A 19,919-nucleotide genomic window follows, 5' to 3' on the forward strand; every position below is an offset into this window, starting at 1 on the left:
GGCGGCTCCTAGATACTCGGGTAGATGGTGGTTTGCCCACTGGCGTGCTGTCCGGTGCCGATTGTGGTCGGCCCAGGCACAGCGAGCTGCCGAGGGTGGTAGGGCGTGAGGGTGATAGTGGTACTGGCGTGCTGGCCTGCGCCTATCGCGGCGGCACCGTTGGTGGTGAGGTGCGAGGGGCGATAGGGCTGTAATGTGATGTTGCCGCTGGTGTGTTTGCCTGCGCCTAGCCGTACGTTGCCTCGCGTTGTTGTACTGATTTGCGTGGGGTCAAAGTGGGCGCTTAGGCGTTTGGCGCGGTTTATGCCGGTGATAAGTTCGTCGTAGCTTTTTTGGCTGATGCCGACGCCGTCGAGGTCTAGCACTAGGCGGAAGTGGCCGGGCTGGCCTTGGTAATCAAACCATTCGGCGATGTCGCCACCCTCAATGCCGTGCATGCCGATGACTTGACGCAGTGCGCCGAGGGTACCCGCGCGGCGGCGAATGTTGAGGGCGTTTTTCACTTCGGCGCGTTTGCGCGCTTCGCTCCACTCGTCTGACCATTGGCGCACGCCCACGGCCCATGCGAGCCAGGGCAGTAGGTGCCCTGCTATACGGTCGGCGTCCCACAGTGTGTCTAACTCGACATCTATTGGGCGGTCGGTGACCTGCTCGATGTCGCGTTCAAGCGCCGTGGTGTTGGGTGGTAGCAGCGTTTTAGTCATGTAGCGCTACCTCCACGTTTGAGCAATACGCGGCCTGAATTGCTGAGCGGGGGATATCTGCTGTAGGGCTATTCAGGAGCACGCGCTCGACGCCTTCGACGTAGAGCGCAGCGAGAACGGCATCTTGAAAAATGTCATCGCCCAGGCGATGGCGGCGTTCTGCGAACTCGACCGCTGAGGCATGGGCGGCGGCGCGGACGACGTCGGGATCTGGCCCCGGCCGGATGATGAGCGCGGCGGATATTGCGTAGTTTTGTACGTCTGCGCCTATAACTGTGACGCGATCCGTTAACGGGCGGACGAATTCGGCATTTAGGGCGTTTTCGACGGTTTCGATTAGCTCCGGCGATGCGGTGCCGTCACCCGTGTTGGCCAGGACGGCAACGATGACTTCCGTGGCTTCGGGGCTGGTTGCTGATGCGTCTTTTACTTGGGCATCTGCGCTTAGCGCGTGGTAGATATAGGCGGCTTCAGCACCGGCGGTGCTGAATCGGTCGGGCGCTAACAGCAGGCGGCGGCGGTAGGCGTCGTCGCTTTCGCCGTCAAAGCGGGCGGTGAAAAAGTAGGTGACGCCGATGTGGTCGAGGGCGTCGCCGTATGAGTATGCGAGCAGTAAGCGGCGGACGCGTTGATTGTGGCGGTGGCGGTTGATCATTTCGCGATACGCGACCACTTCTAGCAGCTTGTTGACCGGTTCGCTTTCTAGCTGCAGTACGTCTGCTATATCGGGCGAGCGGTCGAGTAGGTCGGCGCGTAGCTCGGTCAGGATCTCTTCAAAGCTGAGTTCGTCGAGCAGCGTGGGCGTGGGCAGTCTCGATAGGTCTATTGTGCTCATACCAGTGGCACCTCTGCTGTGATGGGGGTGCCGTCGGCGGTTTTGCCGATTAGCTCTATCGTTGCGCGGCCTTGCTGGTCGGTGCTGATGTAGTGGCGGGTGCTTGTGATGCTGATGCGCGGCTCCCAGCGGCTAACGGCAATCACGGTGGCGGCGTAGACTTGCATCATTAGGGCGTCAGATATCGGCATATCGAGCAGATCGGGTACTAGGCTGCCGTAGTCGCGGCGCATCACGCGCGAACCAATCGGGGTGGTGATGATGTCGGCTACTGATTGGCGGATGTGGTCGATGCCCGTTAGGTTTTCGCCGGTTTGTGCGCTCATGCCCATATCATTCAACCCCGTAGTTGCCTGCCGATGATCCGCCGGTTACCTGGACTTCTGCGTTGCTTTGCACTTCATCAACGACCGCATTGGCGATGGCTTCGGCCATGCGATTCACCCAGCTGTGTTCACCGGTTGCGGTTGCGCCGTGGGCCTGCATTTCAGTGATGATTCGGTTTTTTAGCTGCGCTTTGCTGAGTGCCATTGATCATTGCCCCGCTGTTACAGTTGAGCTGCCGTCGCCGTGTGGGTTGCCGGTGAAGTGGCAGACGTGGGCGGTGGTGACTACTGGGCTGCCACCGTTGTGGTGGATGCTTTCGGCATCGACGGTGGCCACGCCTGCTACCGTCGCTTGCATATCCCCGCCGACAGTCGCCGTTAGGTTTCCCGCGACTTCCAGGTGGATATCGCCCACGCAGTGGATCAACAGCCGGTTGGCTTGGTGGTCGTATTCGATGCGGGTGCCGTCTGGGTACCAGCGGCCGATCAATGCGGGGTCGTTGCTCGGTGCTGGGTGGGCGTTCTGGTAGAGCCCTGGTGCTGCAAAGGCGTTGGCGGTGTCGCCGCCGGGGGAAAACAACACGCACTGCTCGCCGATGGTGGGCGGGTTCCACTCTCGCGTGGTACCGGCGCGGCTGGTTAGCCAGGGCACCCAGGCGGTTAGCAATTCCCCAGATTTGACGCGCACGCGGGGTGGTTGCGGCGGGTCGGCGGCTGGGTTGCCATGATCCACTTGGGCGACTGCACCCAGACGAATCAGGTTGGCAATTAGGCGAAGTATTTCGGCGGCGTTGTTCATGCCGCCATGCTGCGATGACTACGCGCGGAAGGGTAGCGGCGGGCGTTGTGCCAGCATGCTAGGACAAGTGGCGGGTTATTTAGGGGGTGTTAGGTGGTTTAACACGCTGTTGCCGATGTGGTCGGCATCGGCTGCAGTGATGCCGATGAGTTCGCGGCGGGCGTATTGGTGGATGGGGCCGCCGCGTTCGACGCGATCCCGTAGCCCGTAGTGGTGCACGCGGGCAATTCTTGCTACTTGCCCCAGGAAACCGACTTCGGCGGCGTCTGCATTGGTTTTGATGCGTAGGTATTTGGCGGTGCTGATTTTGCTGAACATGGCTTTTCGGCGGATAGCTCCGCTTCGCCCGCGTAGTTGGGTGCGTGGCTCAAACGGCGTGCCGTCGGGGTTGGTTTGGGCCTTGATGCGGTTGCGGTTGGCTAGGCGTAGATCCCGCGCGACTTCGCGGGCTAATAAGCGGCGCTCTTTGGGGCTTAGTTTGTTGATGAGCGGCGTGATCCACTGTTCTAGCTGCTGGAGTTCGTCGCTCATGGGCTATGCCACTCGGCTTCGAGGGTGTAGTCGTCATTGCCTGGGTGCTTGATGTTGAGTTGCCAGCTTTCAGCGGGGCAGGCATCGGCGGGGTATTCGGGCATGCGGTGGTGGGCGTTGATGCTGCCGGTGTCGCAATCGACTTTTGCGACGACGCGTTCTGTTAGGCGCACCGTTAGCGCTAGATCCCAGTTTGTGTTGTTGAGGATCTCAGCTTCAATTTGGACGGCTTCATCTTCGACTAAATCGGGCTGGTAGGTATTGAGCCACTGCAGTAGCGGGATCATGACGGTATCGAGTGATCCGCTGTAGTCGGTGATGATGATTTGTGCATCGACGCGGTATTCGTGACTGAGATTGGTACCGCGCGCGAATTTTATCTTGCCATCGTTGACGAAGGTGTGGAGCTGTTCAGGGTTACGGCGTAACTCTTCAACTGAGGCGAGCAGGTGTTGGCGTAGGGATTGGAGTTTGATCATTCGAGGGCGTCCACTAATCCATTATGGCGGGTTGCACAGCGGTGATACTCGGCTGCCCAGGCGCTCATGGTGAGCGCGACATCTTCGCCGGTGCCAGTGCTGAGTAGGGGCAGCACGCTAGGGCAGCGTGTCATCAAGTTCTGCTGAATCGGGGGCGGTTCCGGCGGCGGCGTGGTTGAGCAGGCGGATAGCGTCAGGCTCAAGACAGACGCGCTGATAAATGGGTTTTTGAATTTCACGAATGATTCCCCTATCGATTACGCGTTCGTTTGCCGTTAGCTCGCCCAGACGTTGTTCGACGTGCGCGGCGATCTCGGATTCGCGCGCCATGGCGGCGTTAATGGCTTGCTGGGCGGCGCGTTCGGCGGTTAGGGCGTGGCTGTCGTTTTGCCAGTTAGCTACCTGCCAACCGGCGGCAAAGGTGATGGCTAGGGCGGCGGCGCTGGCTAGGAAGGTGAGTTTTTTCATGCTGCTTTACCCACGCATACCGCTTCGATTAGCACATCGCCAACGGCCTCTACGCAGGCGTCGATGTTTTCAATGTAGCTTTTTAGGTCGTTTTGATTGGTGAGGAAAAACAGCTCGACGATGATGCCTTTGCCGCGACTGATGAACGCTAGGCGGCTGTGCTGGCCGGAGGTTTCGCCTTTTGCGCCACGATTGGCAATACCTAGTGTCTTTGAAATAGCGACACACAAAGCATTGCCAATGGGGTAGTGATGCGCGGCGCTTAAAGTTTCGACACCAGTGGCGGTTGGGTTGGTGAATGCGTTGCAGTGAAATTCGACGGCGATATCATGCTCGGCGGCGCGGTTAGAGGCGACAGTGAGCGGTAGGTTTTGGCCGCGTTCGCCGTCTTTGGTGAAGTAGACCTTTTCGCGCAGGTAGTCCGCTAGCCGGTCGCGAAAATCTAGCACCACTTGGGCTTCTGTGAATCCGTTTGCTGCTGCGCCGGGGTCTTTGTCGCTGTGACCTGCTGAGAAAAACAGCGAAAGCCGCTGCAGCGCGGCGTATTTGACGAGGGCTTGCATGCTATTGCCTCCGTAGTGGGATTAGGTGTGCGACGTTGCCGCCGGTGCGGATGACACCCACGGCGAGGGCGACCATAGCGATGGCGATTAGCCAGCGTGCCAGCTCTGGTAGCGGCGGGCCGTATACGGCGGCGACCGGCATCGCGACGATGATTAGCCATGCCAGCAGTGATACACCTGGGCGGTAGCGACCAGCGCGGCGGAATGTGATTATCCGGGCGATGACAACTAGCGCGGCGGTGATGGTGATGATGTAGGTGATGCTCATTAGCGACCCCCTAGCCATTTTTTTAGGTCGAGCGTTTTTACTCCTTCGATTGCTCTTAACCCAGCTGTGACAGACACGGCAGATGCGATGAATGCCGCCACGGCGGTGTGCTCAAGCAAGCCGCCGAGGGTGGCGGGGCCACCGAGGTAGCCGATCCAGAACGAGATAAATAGATATACAAGCCGCTCGATGATGCCGAGTTCTTTCGCGCTGATGACGAATAGCGTGGCACCGCAAAATGCACCGACGACTGCGTTGGCGTCGATGCCGGGCAACATGCCGATCACCAGCGCGGCGAGCGATGCTGCACCAGCGGCGGCGGCGGTGGATGGTTCGGCCATGTGTTCCCCTTTTACGTTTCGTTCAGCTCCATAGCTGAATTTTCGGTTTCTTGGTTTCGCGGGTTTCCGGTGGTGGCGGTAGCGTGACCGGGGTTCCCTCTCTCAGCACCGGCTCTTGTTCGGCGAGGTGCGGGTTTAGCTGTAGCGTTTGTTCAGTGATATCGGCGGTCTTGCCGTATACGCGGTAGAGCAGGGCGTCGAGTGTTTCGCCCTGGTGTGCGCGTACTACTCGCTTCATATCAGGTCGACCGTGGTGTGGTTGCGTCCGGTGAGTTCGGCTATTGCCCAGCGGGCGTCGGCGCGGTAGTCATCCGCCGCTAGGTCTTTGGCTTCGCCGAGTTTGTCGCCTTCGCCGGTGGCGGATGCGTCGCGGTAGCGCTCTAAGAGATCCGCTTGGGCTTGGGCGTAGACGGCGCGCAGGTAGAGCAATTGCAGGTCGCCGGGGGTTTGCCATGGCTCGATAGGTACGTCATCAATCGTGGCGCGGCCGCTTTCCTGCTGTTCGGCTTGATAGCTGGCTAGTTGGCGGTTTACGTCTGCGATTGCGGCACGCAGTGCTTGTTGAATGCGCTTAGGCGTGACGTTGTGGACGCGCTCTTCTTCGCAGAATGCGTTGGGGTCGATCTGGGGCCAAAAACCGTTGTTGGCTATCGTTTCTAGCGGCTGGCTTGGCGGGTTTGTGCCGTGGGCGATCATGCTAGCCACCTATGTTGTAAAGAAGGGGGTGGGCCGCTTCGCGCGAGGCTTAGAGCCCTTGCTTGGCGGTGCCCCCTTGCCGTCGGGGTGCGACTCGGTTGGCGGTCAGGCGGTGGCCTGTTCGCCCTGTTTTTTGATGAGGCTTTCTAGCTGCTTGATGTCTTGCTTAACGCCGATTTTGTCGTTTAGCTCTAAGGCGCGCTTGAGCTGGGCCAATGCGCCCTCGACATCTTCGGCGGCGCGGAGTGCATAGCCGTATGATTTGTGCACTTTGGCTTTGATCTCATCGTGCATATCGGCATCACCGACGATGGCGATGCAGCGGGCCATGACGTTGGCTAGGGCGTCGTAATCGGCGCCTTCTTTTTCAAGCGATGCTTTGACGCCGTCGGCGATTTCTTCGGCGAGAATGCTGACGGTGTCGCGCTCGTATTGGTCGGGCGTTTCTAGTCCGTGCTTCACGGCGTAGGCTCCAATTTCCATGGCTTTTTCGTAATCTCCGACGTCGATACACCAGACCATTAAGGTCATGAGTACGTCGTCTTTTGCGCCTTTGCCTTCGCTTAGTACGCCGTTGATGTAGGGCATGAACTCGGGCAGAAATTCGCGCTTTTTCTCGATCTTGGCTTCAATCGACCGGATTGCTTTTAACGTTCGGCGGGCCTCATAGAGTGCGCGGGCGTGGAGTTCGTATTGCTCGCCGCCTTGCTGTTGACCGGGCGTTGCAGCGCCCGCCGCTTTCGCGGCGGATACTTGTTCGAAGTGTTTACGAGCTGGGCTTTTCATCTAATCCCCTTTTTCAGCTAGCTAATGGCTTTGCCGCTTATTCAGCGAATTCGATGTTTTCTACGAGGCATCCAAACCCGTAGTCTTCAACGACGTAGTCGTCGTTGGAGCTTTCGTAGTTTTCGATACGGTTGCGCTTCGGGTTATCCATCACGTAGCGGCGGCGGCTTCCTAGTTGCCAGTACAGAGACAAGTTGGCCAGCGAGGTGATTAGGATGGAGCCATCTGGCACGAATGGGGCGCGCACTGCTTGCAAGCCACCGACGCGCTTTTGGCTAATGATTAGATCCAAGGCGCGGGCTTCGGTTGGCTTTTCTGCGTTTTGCTGGATCAACGGAAAATATTTATCTGCCAACATTTTGCGACCCATGATGGCCACCAGGGCGGTGTCTTCCCGGTACCAGGGGTCGATCATTTCGTTGACCGCATCGAACACCAGTGCATCAAGGTTCTCATAATCAGCATCTGCACCAACCGTTACGCTTCCTGGTGCTGCGCCGCCAGTCAGCACTCGGGCGGGTGCGCGTTCACGGTACTTTTGCAGCCAGCCTTTGTTAACGTCCTGCAGCAACGGATTGGCGGCGCGGTCAGTCTCTGCGGCGGCAGCGGTGCCGTTAAAGCCGATCATGATGCGGTCGAGCGCTTGACGCTGCAGGATTGCATTACGGATACGGGCCTGAAAATCTGGGAAGCGTGCCCACGCGTCTAACTGTGCCCACCGAATATGGGTATCAAATTCGGTGCTTACACATTCATAGCTGTTGTCGCTTAGCTCGGTAACGTCGCGTGTGGCGCGCTCGTTCTGGTCTACGTTGGTTCGACCGGCGATAGGGCCAGACACACCCAGGCCAACTTTTTGGCCTTTGATCTCATCTACGCCAACCATGTTGATGCTGGACAGGAATTCGCTTGAGTCCTGCATGCGGTTTTCTAGCGTTTGCTGAACGCTGGGCGTGACGTTGAATTGCTCGCTGGTGTTCTCAACGCCGTTTAGGGTCGCGAGCTTCGTTTTGAATCGGTTAAAGGCTTTACGTGTATCGTTGCGCATTTGTTTTCCCTTGAATTAGTGGCGTTGACGGACTGCTTTTGGGCAGTGCCTAGCAGTCGGTCTCTTCAACATCACCGCCACCGGTGGCGGGGGCGCGTCGCGTGGTGTCTGGTTCGTTATCGAGCTTGGTGAATAGCTCTTCGAAGCGCTTTTTCAGTTCGGCGTGTTCGGTTTGCAGCGCGCTGAATTGCTCGGCGGTGGGGCGTTTTTCTAGCTCGGCATGCATTGCGTCGTGTTGCTTGGCGAACTCTTCAAACGCGTTTTTGATGTCTGCTCCAAACGCCTCAAAGCCTTTGTTGTTTTTGGCGTCTTGACGGTTGAACAGGTTTTTCACGAACTCGCCAATGCTGGGCTTGGGTGCTTCCTCTTCTTCAAAATCGAAGTCGACTGCCACAGCCTCAGTGAAGAGGTTTTCAGGATTTTGCTTGCGGCTGGCCAGCGGTGACTTGTCGCCCGCTTCTCGACTGAACTTCATCATTTCAGTACCCAGACTGGCGGGACTGTCGGTAACTGCCAGGCCTTCTAGGTATGCTTGATCTGTGTCGCCAAATTTGTGATTGATTTCGATTGAGCTGTAGACCTTTTGGCGCTTTTTATTCATCGCCTTGAGTTCGTCGGTTGGGTCTATTTCGGCGAACAGAGCCAGCTTGCCGTCCTCCACTTCTTTGGCTTCTAGCGAGATGACGTCGCCCATTGCCCCGAAAGCGCTATCGGGGCCAATGCCACGGATATGCTCGACCCAGACGCGGGCGCCGTATTTTTTTGGGTCGTAGTTGTCGGCCATCTGCTGAATCCATTCGCGCTGGATCTCGCGGCCGTCTGTGGTTGCGCCTTCTGTAGCAACGCGGAATTTTTTAGTTTTTCCAGCCATGTTGGGCATCCTGAGCGGGGTTGCTGAGTAATAGCGCTCAGGTTCCGCGCGTAGGACGTTTGGCTCAACGGTTGCGCGTTGTGCGAGGGTGGCTAGACAAGCTGCGCCACGCGTGGGCATCGCGCGCGGCGGGTACGCTGGCGGCATGACGACGACAGCCCTAGAACTCACAGAATCCCCACGCATGGCCGCCCGCCACCTCTATTGGCAGGGGTGGCGGGTATCCCATATTTCAAAGCTGATTGGCGAGAAGCCCGCCACAATTCACAGCTGGAAGGCGCGCGACCGTTGGGATGATCTAACCCCCACCGAGCGGGTAGAGCACTCGCTTGAAGCGCGGATGGTTCAGCTCATCACAAAGCCGGTCAAAGAGCCTGTTGATTACAAAGAAATTGACCTGCTAGGTAGGCAGATAGAAAGGCTGGCCAGGATTCGCCGCTATAGCGAAACGGGCAGTGAGGCGGATCTAAACCCTAACATCGAGGCACGCAACGCGGGGCCAAAGAAGAAGCCCCGGCGCAATGCACTGGATGATGAGCAGATTGAGGCGCTGGAAGCTGATTTCGAAGCGTCGCTTTTCAAATATCAGCATGTCTGGCTTGAAGCAGGGCAGAAGCACCGCATTCGCAATATTCTTAAAAGCCGCCAGATTGGAGCCACTTGGTTCTTCGCCCGCGAGGCAATCGTCGATGCGTTTAAAACCGGGCGCAATAAGATCTTCCTTTCTGCATCGAGAGCCCAGGCGCACATTTTCCGCCATTACATCGTTCAGTTTGTTAAGCAAGTGTGTGATGTCGAGTTAAAAGGCGATCCCATCGTGCTGGATAACGGTGCACAACTTCATTTCTTAGGCACTAACGGAAAAACCGCGCAAGGCTATCACGGCGACGTTTATCTCGATGAATACTTTTGGATTCACGGTTTTGAGCAGTTCCGCAAAGTCGCCTCAGCTATGGCCACGCATAAGCAGTGGAAACAAACCTACTTTTCCACTCCCTCTTCAATTGCCCACGAAGCGCACCCCTTTTGGACTGGTGAGAGAGTCAATAAACGCCGTAAAAAGGCCGAGCGTGTTGATATTGACACTAGCCATAAGGCGCTTAAAGACGGTGCATTCTGTGGTGACCGTCAGTGGAAGCAAATCGTCACCGTTTACGACGCGGAAGAGGGAGGCGCGGACTTCTTTGATATTGATGATCTGAAGTTTGAATACAGTCAAGACGAGTTCGAAAACCTGTTTTTATGCGAATTTGTCGATGATAGCCAAAGTGCCTTCCCGTTGACGGTTATCAGGGGTTGCATGGTCGATAGCTGGGAGGTTTGGGACGACTACCACCCGTTTGCACCTCGCCCCGTTGGTGATCGAGAGGTGTGGATCGGTTACGACCCGACAGGCCAAGGCGAGGATGGTGACGGCGCTGGGCTGGTGGTGGTTCTTCCCGCGCGAACCCGCGAGGAAAAGCACCGGGTATTGGAGCGTCACCGGCTCAAGGGGCAGGACTACGAAGACCAAGCCGCGTTTATCGAATCGTTCCGCGACAAATACAACATTGGGCATATTGGCATTGATACCACCGGCATTGGTGGGGCAGTGGCCGAGCATGTCGAGAAGTGGTTCCCCACTGTTATCCGGTACCGGTATGACGTCGCCCTGAAGACTCAAATGGTGCTGCAGGCTCAGCAGATCATCCGCAAAGAGCGACTGGAATTCGACGCGGGATGGTCGGATCTCGCCGCTTCGTTTATGTCGATCAAGAAAGAGCTAACCAAAGGCGGGCAGCAATTCACTTATAAGAGCGGGCGCAACAAGGCAACCGGCCACGCTGATTTGGCGTGGGCGACTATGCACGCGCTGCAGTTTGAGCCCATCGACGGCCCCGCCGAAGAGGGCACCGGTAAATCACTAATGGAGATGTACGAATGACAACTACCGCTGCGGCAAAGCCGCGCCATCGCGTGTATGCCTATGAGACTGACAAGGCCGCCCCAGCGGTGGCCGCCGACAGCGGGAGAATGGAGGCATTTACGTTTGGCGACCCCGAACCTGTCACTTCAATGCGTGATGTTTGGTATGAGGGTGTTTGGTTAACGCCGGATGAGTGGTATGAGCCGCCGATACCTTTGAGCATTCTGGCTAAGAGTTACCGCGCGACCCCACACCATGGTAGTGCCATGCAAGTTAAGCGCAACATCCTGCTAAAGACCTTTATTCCCCACCCCATGCTAAGCCGCCGAGATTTCAGTGCGCTGGCATTAGACTATCTGGTTTTTGGCAACGGCTATCTCGAAGAGATTAAGGGTCGGCTAGGTCGTCGGCTAGGCCTGAAGCATCGCGCCGCTAAATATATGCGCCGGGGCGATGATGACCGCTACTGGTGGAACCCGAACTACATGGAGCGCGTGGAATTGCCCAAGGGACGGACGATCCATTTACTTGAGCCCGATATTGACCAGAGTATCTATGGGGTGCCGGACTATATTGGTAGCCTTCAATCAGCATGGCTGAATGAGAACGCTACGCTGTTCCGCCGTCGCTACTATCTCAATGGCTCACACGCGGGTTTTATCATGTACGTGAATGACCCAGCGCATGATCAAAAAGACATCGATGATATGCGTAAGGCGCTGAAAGAGAGCAAAGGTCCGGGTAATTTTCGAAACCTGTTTCTCTACTCACCAAGGGGTAAGAAGGACGGCGTGCAGATTATCCCGGTCAGTGAAGTGGCTGCGAAGGATGAGTTTGCTTCCATCAAGAACATCACACGTGATGATCAGCTGGCTGGCCACCGCACACCGCCTCAACTGATGGGCATCATCCCCCAGAATACTGGCGGGTTTGGTGATATCGAAAAAGCGGCGCGGGTATACGTTGCTAACGAGTTGGAACCGCTACAGGCAACTATGCGAGAGGTCAACGAGCACGTTGGTGAAGAGGTGGTGAGGTTTGAACCTTACCGGCTTGATGATCCCGACGCAGAGTAAACCAAGCGCATAAACATAGCCGCCCACCTGGGCGGCTTTTTTGTGCGCGCACACACGAAGCAAATTTAAAATGAGACGCATTAGCCTTTTTATTAGCTCTATCATTCGTTTTAAGAGCTTTTATTTCTACCTAGCCCCAGCCTCATGAAAACCTAGAACGTGCCTTGTGTGAGCCTTACGGCCTACCTACCCACCCACGGCGGCGACCCACGCCGCGCTATCGTCACCCCGCCCCGCCCGCGCGCTAAATGTAGTGGTTTTTATGCAGTATTGCGACAGGGGTTCAGGCCGCGCCACTGCTGGGCGGGAAGGCGGTTATAAGGGTTTTTATTTTTATGCGTTTTCATGCACATTTATGCACTTTTTCCCATCGTAATTTATCTTAGCTCTACGCTGACTAGCAGCCCCGACAGAGCATCCGTGTTTTTTAGCAAACGCCTCAAGCTTCATTGTATGCAAATCATCTAGCCTCTCTGCCCACCACTCATCCCATGACCAGTAAAGCTCCAGGGTTTTGCGAAGGCGTTTTACCGCTGTTTTTCCAATTGGCAAATCAACGTCTTTAAGCCTCGTATTGCGCAGGTATTCGGCAAGTGGCAGCGTACAGATTATTTGCACGCCTTGGGGGCCATCTCCGACAACAGGCCAGCCAATCTCTATCAACCAACCATGGCCGCTATCGCGCCGCTCCCTGACTAACCAAGCTGCGCCAAAAACGTCCCTAGCGTTGCCGATGGCAGACCCCTCTCTGTTTAATCGCGTCACGACCTTATCCCCGTAATGCTTGGTAAATTACAAGCGCCCAGGCAATGGGGCCTGCTAAAGCCGTTTTTAACGGGTGTTTAGAAAAAGATAGCGACCACTTGGCAGTAACATAGTCGTTATCATCAACAGTATATTTAGCGGTTAAAGTCATTCCGGTGATAGACCATGCGAGCATCAGCCAAGCAATCATGATTTGCCCCCTGCTATTGCTGCCGCAACTTTTCTTTGATCCAGTGACCTGATAGCGCCCGCGTTAGCCATTGCGTAGATGCCTGTATGGCTATTGCGCATCAGCGCGCCAGTATCGTCGCCCCGCGTAACAGTGCCTAACACCTCCCACCCTGGTAGCGGTTGATGCTGATAAAGCCCCGCTTTGCCAGCGGGGTCTACGGTGATCCTTGCGCGGTTTTTGCTAGCCATTACCAAATATCCTTTCCAGTTTCGACGTTGTAGTAGTCATCGCCCATGTGGGTAGCTTGCAAAAACCCTTCAATATCAACGAATTCCAGCAGGCAAATCGCATCATGCTCGGTCGAGTCGTATTCGGTAAAGATAGGATCTTCGCCGTTTTCAATGGCGGCAGCTAGGCTGTGATGACCGTCCAGAACAACGCGTAAGATCTGACCGTCAACTTCAAATGAGGGGGATACAAAAACTTCATAGTCGGCAGCTTCTTGCTTGGCTTCAACGACGCTGTCGTCAATGTAACGCTGCGAGGAGATCGTGATCATGATGTTCTCTCTACCCCTGATTCGGCGAGGTGCCCGGTGGTCGTCTGACCGTACGCCTTTCATTTTAGGTCGCCTAAAGCATTTTGTCAATATACTTTTTTTGGCTTTCTACTTTTCACTTTTTCGCCGCCGTGGTGGTGCTGCCGAATGGAGTAGGTGAAGCGGCTTATCTTTTGGGGTGATCTTTTCATTATTCACGGCCCCTTCAATATTTCACGTTGCTACCTATTTGCTACCTAGAGCCGCTACTAATGAAAAACGGCCACTTACTTTAAAAGCTAAGTGGCCGTTTTTCATATAATTCTTGGTCGGAATAGCAGGATTCGAACCTACGACCTCTGCCTCCCGAAGGCAGCGCTCTACCAAGCTGAGCTATATTCCGAATATTGTCGCAGCAGCGCTCAACAACGGAGCGAATCATACGCAGGCGAAGGGTTTTTTTCAAGTCCCTTTTTTCGCGCTGGGTTGCTTTGTTGCGCTTACTTTATGCTTTGCGATCAACCGCTAACCGAGCGATGTTAGCCATGCTATCTCGATAGGGGCTGGGTGGCAGAGCATCGAGTTCGGCCAGGGCTTTATCGGCCATCTCAACGGCCCGTGCGCGGGTGTATTCCAGTGCGCCAGTTACATTGATGATCTCAAGCACCTCGTCGAGCTGTTCCAGCCCGCCCTTGCGAATCACTTGGCGGATTAGCTTCGCCTGTTCCGGTGTGCCGCGTTCCATAGCATGAATGAGCGGTAGGGTCGGTTTGCCTTCTGCTAGGTCGTCGCCGACATTTTTGCCCATGGCTTCGGCATCGCCTTGGTAATCCAACAGGTCGTCGATGAGCTGGAAAGCCAGGCCTAAATAGCGGCCGTAGTACTGCAGGGCACACTCTTGCTCCGGTGTGGCGTCGGCAAGCACAGCACCGCTGTGGGAGGCGGCTTCAAACAGCATCGCTGTTTTGCCTTGAATGGTTTCAAAGTAATCCGCTTCAGAAATGCTGGGGTTACCGATATTGGTGAGCTGCAGTACTTCGCCTTCGGCAATCACGCAGGTCGCGCCGGACAGAATCGCCATAATGCGCATCGATCCTACGTCCACCATCATTTGAAACGAGCGCGAATAGAGGAAGTCACCCACTAGTACGGATGGCGCATTGCCCCAGGCATCGTTGGCGGTTTTTTTGCCACGCCGCATGTGCGATTCATCGACCACATCGTCGTGCAGCAGCGTGGAGGTGTGCATAAATTCGATCAGCGTGGCCAGGGTGATGTGTTTGTCGCCCTCATAGTCCAGTGCTCGGGCAGCCAGCAGCACGAGTAACGGGCGCAGGCGCTTGCCGCCGCTTTCAATAATATATTGGCCGATGGTTTCTACCAGCGGCACCTTGGAATTCAGCTGCGCGACAATGGTCCGGTTTACGGCGTCAAAGTCATCGGCCACCACGGCGTGCAGCGGTGAAGGCGTTGGGCTGGCAGGCGGGGTTTGAGAGACGTTGGCTGTCATGGGTTCCGTTCATCGCGGGGGTAGGATAGTTGGGGCCATGCTATGGGGCTGTCTGTGAGGCGTCAAGGTAGTGATAGACGTTCGTGGCGCGATGTGTGATTGACAATGCCCCGTAGTCTTGTGGTAAACCGCGATAGTCGCTATAATTCGCGACCCACTCATCATGCTCCCTGTCAGATGGCTGCCAAAAGGGGCGCCACTCGCAGCAGGTCGATAAGAGCGGAAGGCGATGAGCGTTGGTTACGCGGGGCGTAATCGGCATTAACGACAAGTCCGGAGAGCGACATGTACGCAGTTATTAAAAGCGGTGGCAAACAGTACCGCGTTCAAGAAGGTCAAACCCTCAAGCTCGAAAAAATCGAAGTCGCTACCGGCGAAACGATTGAGTTTGATGAAGTGCTGTTGGTTGCAGACGGCGATGACGTCAACGTTGGCGCGCCTTTAGTAAGCGGTGCCAAAGTGTCCGCTGAAATCGTTTCCCACGGCCGTGGCGATAAAGTAACGATCATCAAGTTCCGTCGCCGGAAGCACAGCATGAAGCGTCAGGGCCACCGTCAGTGGTTCACTGAAGTCAAAATTACCGGAATTTCTGCGTAAGCAGTCGATTCCCTTAAGGAGGATTTTGCAATGGCACATAAAAAGGCAGCCGGCTCCACGCGTAACGGTCGCGATTCCGAGTCCAAACGCTTAGGTGTGAAACTCTTCGGTGGCCAAGCAGCCAGCGCGGGTAGCATCATCGTTCGTCAGCGTGGCACTCGTTTCCACGCAGGCACTGGCGTTGGCCTGGGCCGTGATCACACGCTGTTCGCTTTGAACGACGGCTTCGTGAAGTTCGAGACCAAAGGTCCGAACAACCGTAAATTCGTTAGCATCGTTTCTGCCTAAGCAACAGCTGTTGCGCAGAGCGAAGATGACGAAATAAAAGCCCCGCCATGGCGGGGCTTTTTTGTCTTTTCGATCCCTTTTGCCTGTTATTAATGGGCGGGATATTGCAGTTAGGGCGGCGGAAGCGGCCGGGAGAATCCAATGCAGTTCGTCGATGAAGCCTCGATTATTGTTGAGGCAGGTAAAGGCGGCAATGGCTGTCTGAGCTTTCGCCGCGAAAAATATGTGCCCAAAGGTGGCCCTGATGGTGGCGATGGTGGCCATGGTGGCAGCGTCTACCTGATTGGTGACGATTCACTAAACACCTTGATTGATTTCAAGTTTCAGCGTTTTTACAAAGCTGAAAACGGCCAGGGCGGCATGGGCCGCCAGATGAGCGGTAAAGCCGGTGAAGACCTGCATGTGAAAGTGCCGGTGGGCACCACGGTGATCGATGAGGATACCCTTGAGGTCATCGCCGATGTCACCGATATCGGTCAGGTGGTACTGGTAGCCGAAGGTGGTCGTCGTGGATTGGGCAATATTCACTTTAAATCTTCGACTAACCGTGCGCCTCGCCGCACCACGCCGGGCACTGAAGGCGACCGCCGCAACCTGCGCCTGGAAATGAAGGTAATGGCTGACGTCGGCCTGCTGGGCATGCCGAATGCGGGCAAGTCTACGCTGATCCGTTCGGTATCCGCGGCCAAACCCAAAGTGGCGAACTATCCGTTCACTACCCTGGTGCCTAACCTGGGTGTTGTGAAGCTGGGGATGCACGAGCACTTTGTAATGGCCGATGTGCCAGGGCTGATTGAGGGTGCCTCTGATGGCGCGGGCCTGGGGCTACGTTTCTTGAAGCACCTGACCCGTACACGTCTGCTGTTCCACGTGGTGGATGTGGCGCCGTTTGACGAGTCTGACCCCGTGGAAGCGGCGCAGGCGATTATTCATGAGCTAGGCCAGTTCTCGCCGGCGCTTTCTGAGCGGCCGCGTTGGTTAGTGCTGAATAAATTTGACCTGCTGCCAGAAGATGAGCGCGAAGCCCGCGCCCAGGCGATTATCCAAGCGCTGAACTGGGATGGCCCGGTATTCCGCATCTCGGCAATCAGCAGCGACGGTACTGACAAGCTGGTGCAGGCAGCGTATCGCTGGCTGACTGAGCAGCAGCGCCTGGAAAATGAAGATGAAGAAGCCCATGCCCGCGAGCAGGAAATGCGCCGCCGCATGGAAGAAGAATCAGTGGCCCGTACGGAAGCGCGTCTTGGCCGTCGCCGTAAGCGTGATGACGACGATGAAGATGACGACGACTTTGACGATGATGATTACGATGTCGAGGTAGAGTACGCCCCATAACCGATCCGTCGGTTGAATGGGTGACGTCAGCAGGGTTAGCGGAATCAAACGCGTGAGCGGAATGGCTTGGGAGAGTCGCGACGTGGAAAGCAATGAGCAGTTGCCCGGCCGTGAGGCGTTAAGCAGCGCCCGCCGGGTGGTGGTTAAAATTGGTAGCGCGCTGCTCACCAACGATGGTCGAGGCTTGGATGAGCCAGCCATTGGTGGCTGGGTCGACCAGGTTGCCACGCTGCATCAGCAGGGCAAAGAGGTTGTGCTGGTATCCTCGGGTGCCGTAGCGGCGGGCATGGTGCGCCTGGGGTGGCAGGCGCGTCCCAGTGCCGTTCATGAGCTTCAGGCAGCCGCGGCGGTAGGCCAAAACGGCCTCACCCAGTGCTACGAGCAGCATTTTGCTCGCCACGGTATGTTAACGGCCCAGATTCTGCTCACCCACGATGACCTTTCCAACCGCAAGCGCTATCTCAACGCGTTGTCGGCGCTGCGTACCTTGGTTGAGATGCGTGTGGTGCCGGTAATCAACGAAAACGATACCGTCGTCACCGACGAGATTCGCTTTGGCGATAACGATACGCTCGGTGCGCTGGTGGCCAACCTGTTAGAAGCTGATGCACTGTTGCTGCTCACCGATCAGGAAGGGCTATTTGACGCTGACCCTCGCCACGACCCCAATGCCAAAATGATTGCTGAAGGCCGTGCCGACGACCCGCGCTTAGCCGCTGTTGCTGGCAGTGGAGGCGCCTTAGGGCGTGGTGGTATGAGCACCAAAATACGCGCTGCACAGCTGGCTGCCCGTTCCGGCGCGGTCACCGTGATTGCGAGTGGCCGCCAGCCGGACGTTATTTCCCGCATCATGGCAGGCGAGGCGCTGGGTACTCTGTTGCGCCCAGCTCAAGCACCAATCGCTGCTCGCAAGCGCTGGCTGGCAGGTCAGTTGCAGGTGCGTGGTACCTTGGTACTGGATGCTGGGGCTGTCAATGTACTGCGTGGCAAAGGCTCTAGCCTGTTGGCGGTGGGCGTGCGTGAAGTGCAGGGCAGCTTTAAGCGCGGTGATATGGTGCTGTGCGTGGATGAACAGGGCGCACGCGTGGCCAAAGGATTGGTTAACTACGGTGCGGATGAAGCCCGTCAGTTAGCGGGCCAGCCGAGCCACCAGATTGAAGCAATTCTGGGTTACGTGGAGGCTCACGAGCTGATCCATCGCGATAACTTGGTGGTTGTTTAACGAGCTGGTTGTTTAATCGCGAGCGCGAGGCGGTAGCGGTACTTGGCGTGGCCAGTCATCAGGTACGATGACTAGCCGCTCAAGCGGCTTTTCCTCAGTTAATGCTTTTGCCTGCGGGTCGTATAGCACTACTTGCTGCGGCCCGTAGCGATTGATGAGTGGCGTCACGTCTGCCATATGTTTCTTGGCAGAGTAGAACGTAGCCAATGGCGGTGGTGCTAGCCAGTGAGGCTTCTCTAGCCAAGCCATTTTCAGTGTTTCGCCTCGCTGGGCTGCGAATTGCGGCCAATCTCTTAAATAACACCACTTACCACGTCGATGATCGACCGTTGCACCGCTGGGCGGCGGTAACGTTGCGTGCCAGGGATAAAACAGTACGCCGGGCATCGCAAGGCGCTGCGTCAGTGGATGATGGAGTGGTGGAGCGGGGCCTATATCTCTGGGCGCTAGCCAGTGGGCGATGATCGCTTGCGCGGTGGCAGTGCGCGAAATTGGCAACTGATGATGGCGAAGATGGCTACATTTCAGCGCTAGGCTATCCAGCCCGCCTGGGCCAATCCAGCGGCTTTGGCAGGTGGCATCGCCAGGCCCTTCGGGTAGGCCAAGATAGAACTTTATCGCCACTTCCAAATGGATGGGGTTGGGGTTGTCCCGTGTTCGATATAGCATATCCAGTTCGCCCAGGGTATTGCGCCGCTGGGTAATACGCAGGTTCTTGGCGAGCAGTCGCGTGTTGGGCGCGTTATCTAACATCAGGTGCCACAGCCGCTCATGGTAGTGCCCCATGCGCGTCGCCAGTTGGCCATCTAGCGCACTCACTAGTGACGAAAGGTTCGCCAACCAGTCATCAATTGAATCTACTAAGCCAAGCTCCTGGCGTGTTGGCCTGCCTGGATAGGCAGTCGGCCCCGCTAGCTCAATTAAATCAGGCGTGGCGAGCAACCAGGCAAGATCACGCAATACCGAATGCGCTAGACGGTCGCTTACGCCTTCTGCGGTGGCGGGTAGCGTCAAAGGCATCTCCTAGAAGTGCACAGTCAATGACTATTGGTGCTGCGTACCACATTACAACGCGTGGCTAGCAATGTCCCACTGGCTAATTAAAAAAGTAACTGACGGCACTTATTTGGCGTATCAAACATTATGAACTACCAACAAAAGCGGGCCTAAGTGGCCCGCATAATAGTTTGCGTTCGTTAATGCTGGATTGTGCTATCCAGTTAGTCGCGGTCAACGTTACTCACTTGGAAGGAGTCTTGGCGTAGACTGACTTCTATTTCACGACCATTTTCATCGCGGCCTTCCACATCAATCATGCCGCTTTTATCAATGTCGATATCTTCAAATTCGCTCATGCCCTCTTGGCTTGCTACCTCGAGTGCTTGGCGAATATCATCTTCACTCATGCCCCAGGCACTGGTAATTAGACGCTCTCGCTCTTCTTGCAATGTTTCGCCACTATCGATGGAAAATTCAATGTCGGCGTACCATTCGTCATCAAGCCAGCCTTCAACCTCGGCACGGCCACGGCTCTTAATACTGATCTCTTCATAATGGGTGAACCCATAGTCAGTGGCATGGGTTAGCACACTGTCAATCTGATCAACCGGCAATGTATCAGCTTGCACGCTACCTGCAGCCGCAGTTAACAGCAGTGCAGAGGTCGGGATCAGCAACATTTTTTTCATAGCGTTCATATCAAATTCCTTCTTGGTTTGTTAAATGACGTCATCTGTTGAATGAGACAGCATTCGTCATAAGGCAAAACAGTTATAACACCGCGGTTCTTTCCGTA

Annotated in this window: 30 protein-coding genes and 1 tRNA gene; 6 read left to right on the plus strand and 25 right to left on the minus strand. The window is 56.1% G+C overall.

The genetic code is table 11. The annotated features are described in order from the left end of the window. Positions 1-8: 8 nt before the first annotated feature. The 17 genes from NDQ72_01480 to NDQ72_01560 form a co-directional block, all read right to left on the minus strand. Positions 9-704 (minus strand): phage tail protein I, encoded by a 696-nt coding sequence (locus tag NDQ72_01480; GenBank protein WKD28646.1) that lies wholly within the window; start codon positions 702-704, stop codon positions 9-11. Continuing rightward, complete coding sequence (locus tag NDQ72_01485; GenBank protein WKD28647.1) at positions 697-1,539, minus strand: baseplate J/gp47 family protein; 843 nt, start codon at positions 1,537-1,539, stop codon at positions 697-699. The genes NDQ72_01480 and NDQ72_01485 overlap by 8 nt, the downstream gene beginning before the upstream one ends. After that, entirely contained in the window at positions 1,536-1,865 is a 330-nt protein-coding gene (locus NDQ72_01490) for a GPW/gp25 family protein (protein WKD28648.1), read from the minus strand. The genes NDQ72_01485 and NDQ72_01490 overlap by 4 nt, the downstream gene beginning before the upstream one ends. A gap of 7 nt (positions 1,866-1,872) precedes the next feature. Beyond that, positions 1,873-2,070 (minus strand): hypothetical protein, encoded by a 198-nt coding sequence (locus NDQ72_01495; protein WKD28649.1) that lies wholly within the window; start codon positions 2,068-2,070, stop codon positions 1,873-1,875. A 3-nt stretch (positions 2,071-2,073) separates the two neighbouring features. After that, a complete protein-coding gene (locus NDQ72_01500; GenBank protein WKD28650.1) occupies positions 2,074-2,664 on the minus strand; it encodes a phage baseplate assembly protein V in 591 nt (196 codons plus the stop codon). 75 nt (positions 2,665-2,739) lie between these two features. Continuing rightward, positions 2,740-3,195, minus strand: a complete 456-nt coding sequence (locus tag NDQ72_01505) for a phage virion morphogenesis protein (GenBank protein WKD28651.1) — start codon at positions 3,193-3,195, stop codon at positions 2,740-2,742. Beyond that, entirely contained in the window at positions 3,192-3,674 is a 483-nt protein-coding gene (locus NDQ72_01510) for a phage tail protein (protein WKD28652.1), read from the minus strand. The genes NDQ72_01505 and NDQ72_01510 overlap by 4 nt, the downstream gene beginning before the upstream one ends. Beyond that, a complete protein-coding gene (locus tag NDQ72_01515) occupies positions 3,671-3,808 on the minus strand; it encodes a hypothetical protein (GenBank protein ID WKD28653.1) in 138 nt (45 codons plus the stop codon). The genes NDQ72_01510 and NDQ72_01515 overlap by 4 nt, the downstream gene beginning before the upstream one ends. Continuing rightward, a complete protein-coding gene (locus NDQ72_01520) occupies positions 3,792-4,142 on the minus strand; it encodes a hypothetical protein (protein WKD28654.1) in 351 nt (116 codons plus the stop codon). The genes NDQ72_01515 and NDQ72_01520 overlap by 17 nt, the downstream gene beginning before the upstream one ends. Next, on the minus strand, positions 4,139-4,705 hold the full coding sequence (locus NDQ72_01525) for an N-acetylmuramoyl-L-alanine amidase (GenBank protein ID WKD28655.1): 567 nt from the start codon (positions 4,703-4,705) through the stop codon (positions 4,139-4,141). Before NDQ72_01525 ends, NDQ72_01520 begins: the two co-directional genes overlap by 4 nt. A gap of 1 nt (position 4,706) precedes the next feature. Further along, the gene (locus NDQ72_01530; protein ID WKD28656.1) at positions 4,707-4,973 is read right to left on the minus strand and encodes a phage holin family protein; all 267 of its coding nucleotides are present in this window, start codon (positions 4,971-4,973) and stop codon (positions 4,707-4,709) included. Next, positions 4,973-5,314 carry a phage holin family protein gene (locus tag NDQ72_01535; protein WKD28657.1) on the minus strand — a complete coding sequence of 114 codons (342 nt, stop codon included), beginning with the start codon at positions 5,312-5,314 and terminating at the stop codon, positions 4,973-4,975. Before NDQ72_01535 ends, NDQ72_01530 begins: the two co-directional genes overlap by 1 nt. Before the next feature lie 22 nt (positions 5,315-5,336). Further along, a complete protein-coding gene (locus NDQ72_01540; GenBank protein ID WKD28658.1) occupies positions 5,337-5,552 on the minus strand; it encodes a tail protein X in 216 nt (71 codons plus the stop codon). After that, on the minus strand, positions 5,549-6,010 hold the full coding sequence (locus NDQ72_01545; GenBank protein WKD28659.1) for a head completion/stabilization protein: 462 nt from the start codon (positions 6,008-6,010) through the stop codon (positions 5,549-5,551). The genes NDQ72_01540 and NDQ72_01545 overlap by 4 nt, the downstream gene beginning before the upstream one ends. A gap of 105 nt (positions 6,011-6,115) precedes the next feature. Continuing rightward, complete coding sequence (gene gpM, locus NDQ72_01550) at positions 6,116-6,796, minus strand: phage terminase small subunit (protein WKD28660.1); 681 nt, start codon at positions 6,794-6,796, stop codon at positions 6,116-6,118. 37 nt (positions 6,797-6,833) lie between these two features. Beyond that, positions 6,834-7,844, minus strand: coding sequence for a phage major capsid protein, P2 family (locus NDQ72_01555; GenBank protein WKD28661.1), 1,011 nt, complete (start codon positions 7,842-7,844; stop codon positions 6,834-6,836). 49 nt (positions 7,845-7,893) lie between these two features. Further along, the gene (locus tag NDQ72_01560) at positions 7,894-8,715 is read right to left on the minus strand and encodes a GPO family capsid scaffolding protein (protein ID WKD28662.1); all 822 of its coding nucleotides are present in this window, start codon (positions 8,713-8,715) and stop codon (positions 7,894-7,896) included. 145 nt (positions 8,716-8,860) lie between these two features. Here NDQ72_01560 and NDQ72_01565 point away from each other — a divergent pair, with 145 nt between their 5' ends. Together NDQ72_01565 and NDQ72_01570 are read left to right on the plus strand one after the other, a co-directional pair. Next, positions 8,861-10,639: a terminase family protein gene (locus NDQ72_01565; GenBank protein ID WKD28663.1), complete on the plus strand. Its 1,779-nt coding sequence runs from the start codon at positions 8,861-8,863 to the stop codon at positions 10,637-10,639. Further along, a complete protein-coding gene (locus NDQ72_01570; protein ID WKD28664.1) occupies positions 10,636-11,697 on the plus strand; it encodes a phage portal protein in 1,062 nt (353 codons plus the stop codon). The genes NDQ72_01565 and NDQ72_01570 overlap by 4 nt, the downstream gene beginning before the upstream one ends. A 333-nt stretch (positions 11,698-12,030) precedes the next feature. Here the strand turns inward: NDQ72_01570 and NDQ72_01575 are convergent, their stop codons facing one another. The 6 genes from NDQ72_01575 to ispB all read right to left on the minus strand — a co-directional run bounded on the left by NDQ72_01575 (position 12,031) and on the right by ispB (position 14,682). Next, positions 12,031-12,462 (minus strand): hypothetical protein, encoded by a 432-nt coding sequence (locus NDQ72_01575; GenBank protein ID WKD28665.1) that lies wholly within the window; start codon positions 12,460-12,462, stop codon positions 12,031-12,033. A gap of 4 nt (positions 12,463-12,466) precedes the next feature. Continuing rightward, positions 12,467-12,652, minus strand: coding sequence for a hypothetical protein (locus NDQ72_01580; protein ID WKD28666.1), 186 nt, complete (start codon positions 12,650-12,652; stop codon positions 12,467-12,469). Continuing rightward, the gene (locus tag NDQ72_01585) at positions 12,649-12,882 is read right to left on the minus strand and encodes a hypothetical protein (protein ID WKD28667.1); all 234 of its coding nucleotides are present in this window, start codon (positions 12,880-12,882) and stop codon (positions 12,649-12,651) included. Before NDQ72_01585 ends, NDQ72_01580 begins: the two co-directional genes overlap by 4 nt. Next, entirely contained in the window at positions 12,882-13,193 is a 312-nt protein-coding gene (locus NDQ72_01590) for a hypothetical protein (protein ID WKD28668.1), read from the minus strand. Before NDQ72_01590 ends, NDQ72_01585 begins: the two co-directional genes overlap by 1 nt. 305 nt (positions 13,194-13,498) lie before the next feature. Beyond that, positions 13,499-13,575: transfer RNA gene (locus NDQ72_01595), tRNA-Pro, on the minus strand. Between the two features lie 102 nt (positions 13,576-13,677). Beyond that, a complete protein-coding gene (ispB, locus tag NDQ72_01600) occupies positions 13,678-14,682 on the minus strand; it encodes an octaprenyl diphosphate synthase (protein WKD28669.1) in 1,005 nt (334 codons plus the stop codon). A gap of 285 nt (positions 14,683-14,967) precedes the next feature. Between ispB and rplU the strand changes: the two genes are divergently transcribed. The 4 genes from rplU to proB all read left to right on the plus strand — a co-directional run bounded on the left by rplU (position 14,968) and on the right by proB (position 18,124). Beyond that, positions 14,968-15,279 (plus strand): 50S ribosomal protein L21, encoded by a 312-nt coding sequence (gene rplU / locus NDQ72_01605; protein WKD28670.1) that lies wholly within the window; start codon positions 14,968-14,970, stop codon positions 15,277-15,279. A 30-nt stretch (positions 15,280-15,309) separates the two neighbouring features. Continuing rightward, the gene (rpmA, locus tag NDQ72_01610) at positions 15,310-15,567 is read left to right on the plus strand and encodes a 50S ribosomal protein L27 (GenBank protein ID WKD28671.1); all 258 of its coding nucleotides are present in this window, start codon (positions 15,310-15,312) and stop codon (positions 15,565-15,567) included. Positions 15,568-15,708: 141 nt separating this feature from the next. Beyond that, positions 15,709-16,902 carry a GTPase ObgE gene (obgE, locus tag NDQ72_01615; GenBank protein ID WKD28672.1) on the plus strand — a complete coding sequence of 398 codons (1,194 nt, stop codon included), beginning with the start codon at positions 15,709-15,711 and terminating at the stop codon, positions 16,900-16,902. A 61-nt stretch (positions 16,903-16,963) separates the two neighbouring features. Further along, entirely contained in the window at positions 16,964-18,124 is a 1,161-nt protein-coding gene (proB, locus tag NDQ72_01620; GenBank protein WKD30327.1) for a glutamate 5-kinase, read from the plus strand. A gap of 12 nt (positions 18,125-18,136) precedes the next feature. Here the strand turns inward: proB and NDQ72_01625 are convergent, their stop codons facing one another. Further along, the gene (locus tag NDQ72_01625; GenBank protein ID WKD28673.1) at positions 18,137-19,138 is read right to left on the minus strand and encodes a DUF1853 family protein; all 1,002 of its coding nucleotides are present in this window, start codon (positions 19,136-19,138) and stop codon (positions 18,137-18,139) included. Positions 19,139-19,344: 206 nt separating this feature from the next. Beyond that, the gene (locus tag NDQ72_01630; protein ID WKD28674.1) at positions 19,345-19,821 is read right to left on the minus strand and encodes a PepSY domain-containing protein; all 477 of its coding nucleotides are present in this window, start codon (positions 19,819-19,821) and stop codon (positions 19,345-19,347) included. Positions 19,822-19,919: the final 98 nt, after the last annotated feature.

The sequence above is a fragment of the Halomonas sp. KG2 genome (assembly GCA_030440445.1).
In the GTDB taxonomy this organism is placed as follows: Bacteria; Pseudomonadota; Gammaproteobacteria; order Pseudomonadales; family Halomonadaceae; genus Vreelandella.

Bases quoted from the DNA above. Each gene is read 5' to 3' on its own strand.
- NDQ72_01480 (WKD28646.1), bottom strand. From the start codon at position 704: ATGACTAAAACGCTGCTACCACCCAACACCACGGCGCTTGAACGCGAC.
- NDQ72_01485 (WKD28647.1), bottom strand. From the start codon at position 1,539: ATGAGCACAATAGACCTATCGAGACTGCCCACGCCCACGCTGCTCGAC.
- NDQ72_01490 (WKD28648.1), bottom strand. From the start codon at position 1,865: ATGAGCGCACAAACCGGCGAAAACCTAACGGGCATCGACCACATCCGC.
- NDQ72_01495 (WKD28649.1), bottom strand. From the start codon at position 2,070: ATGGCACTCAGCAAAGCGCAGCTAAAAAACCGAATCATCACTGAAATG.
- NDQ72_01500 (WKD28650.1), bottom strand. From the start codon at position 2,664: ATGAACAACGCCGCCGAAATACTTCGCCTAATTGCCAACCTGATTCGT.
- NDQ72_01505 (WKD28651.1), bottom strand. From the start codon at position 3,195: ATGAGCGACGAACTCCAGCAGCTAGAACAGTGGATCACGCCGCTCATC.
- NDQ72_01510 (WKD28652.1), bottom strand. From the start codon at position 3,674: ATGATCAAACTCCAATCCCTACGCCAACACCTGCTCGCCTCAGTTGAA.
- NDQ72_01515 (WKD28653.1), bottom strand. From the start codon at position 3,808: ATGACACGCTGCCCTAGCGTGCTGCCCCTACTCAGCACTGGCACCGGC.
- NDQ72_01520 (WKD28654.1), bottom strand. From the start codon at position 4,142: ATGAAAAAACTCACCTTCCTAGCCAGCGCCGCCGCCCTAGCCATCACC.
- NDQ72_01525 (WKD28655.1), bottom strand. From the start codon at position 4,705: ATGCAAGCCCTCGTCAAATACGCCGCGCTGCAGCGGCTTTCGCTGTTT.
- NDQ72_01530 (WKD28656.1), bottom strand. From the start codon at position 4,973: ATGAGCATCACCTACATCATCACCATCACCGCCGCGCTAGTTGTCATC.
- NDQ72_01535 (WKD28657.1), bottom strand. From the start codon at position 5,314: ATGGCCGAACCATCCACCGCCGCCGCCGCTGGTGCAGCATCGCTCGCC.
- NDQ72_01540 (WKD28658.1), bottom strand. From the start codon at position 5,552: ATGAAGCGAGTAGTACGCGCACACCAGGGCGAAACACTCGACGCCCTG.
- NDQ72_01545 (WKD28659.1), bottom strand. From the start codon at position 6,010: ATGATCGCCCACGGCACAAACCCGCCAAGCCAGCCGCTAGAAACGATA.
- gpM (WKD28660.1), bottom strand. From the start codon at position 6,796: ATGAAAAGCCCAGCTCGTAAACACTTCGAACAAGTATCCGCCGCGAAA.
- NDQ72_01555 (WKD28661.1), bottom strand. From the start codon at position 7,844: ATGCGCAACGATACACGTAAAGCCTTTAACCGATTCAAAACGAAGCTC.
- NDQ72_01560 (WKD28662.1), bottom strand. From the start codon at position 8,715: ATGGCTGGAAAAACTAAAAAATTCCGCGTTGCTACAGAAGGCGCAACC.
- NDQ72_01565 (WKD28663.1), top strand. From the start codon at position 8,861: ATGACGACGACAGCCCTAGAACTCACAGAATCCCCACGCATGGCCGCC.
- NDQ72_01570 (WKD28664.1), top strand. From the start codon at position 10,636: ATGACAACTACCGCTGCGGCAAAGCCGCGCCATCGCGTGTATGCCTAT.
- NDQ72_01580 (WKD28666.1), bottom strand. From the start codon at position 12,652: ATGATTGCTTGGCTGATGCTCGCATGGTCTATCACCGGAATGACTTTA.
- NDQ72_01585 (WKD28667.1), bottom strand. From the start codon at position 12,882: ATGGCTAGCAAAAACCGCGCAAGGATCACCGTAGACCCCGCTGGCAAA.
- NDQ72_01590 (WKD28668.1), bottom strand. From the start codon at position 13,193: ATGATCACGATCTCCTCGCAGCGTTACATTGACGACAGCGTCGTTGAA.
- ispB (WKD28669.1), bottom strand. From the start codon at position 14,682: ATGACAGCCAACGTCTCTCAAACCCCGCCTGCCAGCCCAACGCCTTCA.
- rplU (WKD28670.1), top strand. From the start codon at position 14,968: ATGTACGCAGTTATTAAAAGCGGTGGCAAACAGTACCGCGTTCAAGAA.
- rpmA (WKD28671.1), top strand. From the start codon at position 15,310: ATGGCACATAAAAAGGCAGCCGGCTCCACGCGTAACGGTCGCGATTCC.
- obgE (WKD28672.1), top strand. From the start codon at position 15,709: ATGCAGTTCGTCGATGAAGCCTCGATTATTGTTGAGGCAGGTAAAGGC.
- proB (WKD30327.1), top strand. From the start codon at position 16,964: ATGGCTTGGGAGAGTCGCGACGTGGAAAGCAATGAGCAGTTGCCCGGC.
- NDQ72_01630 (WKD28674.1), bottom strand. From the start codon at position 19,821: ATGAACGCTATGAAAAAAATGTTGCTGATCCCGACCTCTGCACTGCTG.